The organism is Streptomyces sp. S6 (assembly GCF_054880855.1).
This window is the reverse complement of record NZ_JBTYMC010000471.1, coordinates 1-3694: the sequence shown is the minus strand read 5'-3', so window position 1 is coordinate 3694 and position 3694 is coordinate 1. Positions and strand designations below refer to the sequence as shown.

Genomic DNA, 3694 nt, shown 5'->3' with positions numbered 1-3694 from the left:
CGGCGACCCCCACGGCCTGCGGGCGGTCGCCGGTGCGGGCCGTCAGGGCGGCGACGCCGGCCGCCAGGAGGGCCAGATCGTGCTCCGGGCCGCCTTCGTCGTGCGGCCAGGCGAACGTGTGGTCCTCGGTGCGTCCGTCCGCCGATTCGGCGCGCAGGGCGACCTTCGTGCCGCCGATGTCGATGCCCAGGTGCCACGGCGGTCCGGCTGTCATCGCGGTTCAGTGGCCGGGCAGGGCCGGGCAGTGGGCGAGGAGGTCGGCGGGCCGGTGCAGGACGACGTCGGGGCCGGCGGCGAGCAGTTCCGCGCCGTCGTGGCAGCCCCACAGCGCGGCGACGGCCGTGACGTGGGCGCTGTGGGCGCTGGCCAGGTCGGTGGGGGCGTCGCCGACCATCACGGCGTGGTCGGCGGGGAGGTCGAGGAGGTCGAGTGCGCGCAGGACGATGTCGGGGGCGGGTTTGGGCCGGGGCACCTCGTCGGAGCCGATGACGTGGGCGAAGTACGGGAGCAGTCCGAGGACGTCGAGCAGGGACCGGGCGCGCTCGCCGCTCTTGCCGGTGGCGACGGCCAGTCTGAGGCCGCGTTCGTTCAGTGTCCGCAGCAGGTCGACGACGCCGTCGTACACGGTGACACGGTCGGCGAGGCGGTAGCTCTCGCGGACGAAGGGTTCCTCCATCTCCAGGGGGAGGTCCATGAGGCGCATGATGTCGGGGAAGTAGCGGCCCTGGTGGCGCCGGTACTCCTCGAAGGGTGCCGGGCCGTCGCCGACGATCTCGGCGTAGGCGGCGGAGAACGCCTCGGCCATCACGGCGAAGCTGTCGACGACGACTCCGTCGAGGTCGAAGACGACGGCGTGCCGGGGGACCGTGGGGTGCTGTCCGGTGTCGGTGTGCGCGTGGTGTTCCGGCGCTGTGGTCATGCGGTCCTCACCTCCTCGTGGGCGGTGGAGTCGGGGGCGCGGTCCGCCGGTCGGCAGGCGCGCGCCGATGCGTAGAAGCTTTCGACCAGCCGGACGGTGGCTCGGGCCTGGGTGACGGCCCGGCCGCGCCGGTCCGGGTCGGCGAGGAGTGCGGCGAGGCCGTCGAGCTGGCGTCCGTACTCGGTGCCGATGGGTTCGGGGGTCAGCGGGATCCGCCGGGTGCTGCCTTCCCGGGTGAGGGTGAGGACCGGTTCGGGGGCCCGGTTGGGGCTGAAGCCGAAGGTGCAGTGCAGCCGTGCGGTTCCGGCGCTGCCCTCGACGACGATCTCGCAGGCGTCCAGTGCCTCGTGCGAGGCCCAACTGGCCCGCAGGGAGACGGAGATGCCGTCCTCGCGGACCAGGAAGCCGCGGGCGGTGTCCTCGACGTCGCCGGCCGGGACGTCGGTGGGCCGGTCCGCGCGCCAGGCGGCGGACCAGGCACCGCTGTTGACGAAGTCGTCGGAGACCGAGCCGATCACCTGGGTGACGGGGGCGGGGCCGAGGAGGGAGGTGAGGACGTCGAGCAGGTGCCAGCCGAGGTCGACGAGGACGCCGCCGCCCGCCTTGCTGCGCTGGGTGAACCAGCCGCCGGGCTGCGGCACTCCGCGCGCTCTGACCCAGGCGAGGCCGACGTGGCGGATCCGGCCGAGTCCGGGCAGCAGCCGGGCGAGTTCGCGTACGTCGCCTCGGTGGGCGGCGGCGCTGCCGGCGAGCAGTGTCCCGCCGTCCTGTTCGGCCAGGGCGAGGGTGTCGGCCTCGGCCGTGGTCAGGCAGACCGGTTTCTCCAGGAAGACGGAGATCCCTCGGCGCAGCAGGGCCGCCGCCACCTGGGCGTGCAGATGGTTGGGGACGGCGACGACGGCGACGTCGACCGTGCGGGGGTCGAGGGCGTCCACGGCGGCGTGGGCGGGCAGGCCGGTCGCCGCGACGGCCGCCGACCGGGAGCCGGGGTCGGGGTCGACGACGGCGACGACCTCGAAGTCGCCGTGCTCGCGCAGCAGTCGCAGCCACAGCTCGCGGCCCGCCCAGCCGAGTCCGACGACGGCGGCCCGGACCTTCACCGGGCGGCCACGGCGTCGGCGACGATCTCGGCCGTGGTGTGGAGTGCCTCTTCGGAGGCGAGCAGCACCCGGTGGTGCAGCCAGACGCATTCGGTGCTGATCGCCTCGGTGTTGGGGCAGCTCTCGGCGAGTTCGTCGACGGTGGTGTCGGGGGCGGCGGTCTCCCAGAACGCGTCGGTGCGGTAGATCGCCCGGAAGGCGGCGAAGGCGGGCAGGCCGGCTTCGACCAGGGTGTCGACGAGGGTGTTGCGGTCGTCCTCGGAGATGCCGGGGATGCGGAACATGGCCATGTAGTGGGAGTTGCGGTCGGCGCGCGGGTCGCCGCCCTGGGGGACGACGCCGTCGATGTCGCCGAGGAGCCGGGACAGCAGTGTCCAGCGCTCGTCGCGCAGGGTGAGCTGGGCGTCGAGGCGGCCGAGCTGGGCGCGGAGCACGGACGCGGAGAACTCGTTGAGCCGCATGTTGGTGCCGGCGGTCCGGTGCAGGTAGCGGCGGTCGGTGCGGGGCCGGCCGCAGCTGTGCCGCAGGAAGGCGGCCTCGTAGGTCTCCCGGTCGGGGAAGAGCAGGGCGCCGCCTTCGCCTGCGGTCATCAGTTTGCCGTTCTGGAAGCTGAGGGCCGCGACCGTGCCGAACTCGCCGACCCGCTTGCCCTGCCAGCGGGCGCCGTGTGCGTGGGCGGCGTCCTGGAGCAGGGTCACACCGGTGTCCGCGCTGAGCTTGCCGAGCGCGTCCATGTCGGCGACGAGTCCGGCCATGTGCACGGGCATGATCACCTTGGTGCGGGGGGTGACGGCGGCGGCTGCGGCGGCCACGTCGATGTTGTACGTGTCGAGGTCGACGTCGACGGGGACGGCGACCGCGCCGAGCCGCTGGGCGGCCTGGGACGAGGAGATGAAGGTGAAGGCCGGCACGATGACCTCGGTGCCGGGGCCCGCGCCCATGCACTGGAGTGCCAGCTCCAGGGCGTGGGTGCCGTTGGTGACGGCCAGGGCGTGCGGGGCGCCGTGGAAGTCGGCGAACTCGCTCTCGAAGGAGTCCACCTCCGACCCGCCCATGCGCCACCACTGGCCCTGCTCCAGGGCCCGGATCAGGCCGGTGCGCTCGCCGTCGTCGTACTGCGGCCATGCGGGGAACTCCGGTGCCGGTCGCGCGTTCATGGATCTCCAAATCTCCGCTTCGGACATGTCTCGGCTGATGGCCGACGGGCGGCGCAGAGCGGGCGGGGCACGTGGCCGGCAGAACGTTCTGTCCCCGGATCACCCGCACGAGGGTGCGGCTTTCACCGTAGGTTTCGCGCTTGCCGGCCCGCATCCCCCGGTCTGGTAGTCGTCGCCGGCCGGGGTGGGTCAACCGGTGGTGGGGGTGCGCAGACCGAAGAACGCGCAGTAGGAATCCACTTGACCGGTCAGCATGTGGATGCCGTGGTGGACGTGGTGCCCGAGGGCGGCGGCCTGCCGCAGCAGGGGTGTCTCGCGGGGTTTCATGATGATGTCGGCGACCACCGTGCCGGGTGCGAGGGCTTCGGGCGGGAACGGCAGGGGGTCGCCGGGCCGCAGCCCGAGCGGGGTCGCGTTGACGGCGAGGTCGCTGTCGTGCAGGGGTGGTTCGGCGGCGGCGTGGACGCGGCCGGGCCAGTGCGCGGCGAGCCGTTCGACGAGCGCGTCGCGCTTGGGCC

The 3694-nt window shown here is 73.5% G+C and carries 4 protein-coding genes and 1 pseudogene; all 5 read right to left on the bottom strand.

The features are described 5' to 3' along the window. A pseudogene (locus ACVNF4_RS33765) lies at positions 1-214 on the bottom strand (ROK family protein); the annotation flags it as partial. Positions 215-220: 6 nt separating this feature from the next. Beyond that, complete coding sequence (locus ACVNF4_RS33760; RefSeq protein ID WP_461806687.1) at positions 221-919, bottom strand: HAD-IA family hydrolase; 699 nt, start codon at positions 917-919, stop codon at positions 221-223. Beyond that, complete coding sequence (locus ACVNF4_RS33755; protein ID WP_461806686.1) at positions 916-2019, bottom strand: Gfo/Idh/MocA family protein; 1104 nt, start codon at positions 2017-2019, stop codon at positions 916-918. Before ACVNF4_RS33755 ends, ACVNF4_RS33760 begins: the two co-directional genes overlap by 4 nt. Beyond that, entirely contained in the window at positions 2016-3176 is a 1161-nt protein-coding gene (gene rifK / locus ACVNF4_RS33750; RefSeq protein WP_461806685.1) for a 3-amino-5-hydroxybenzoate synthase, read from the bottom strand. Before rifK ends, ACVNF4_RS33755 begins: the two co-directional genes overlap by 4 nt. Before the next feature lie 189 nt (positions 3177-3365). Next, positions 3366-3694: shikimate dehydrogenase family protein (locus ACVNF4_RS33745; protein WP_461806684.1), on the bottom strand; the 329-nt coding region annotated here is incomplete at its 5' end.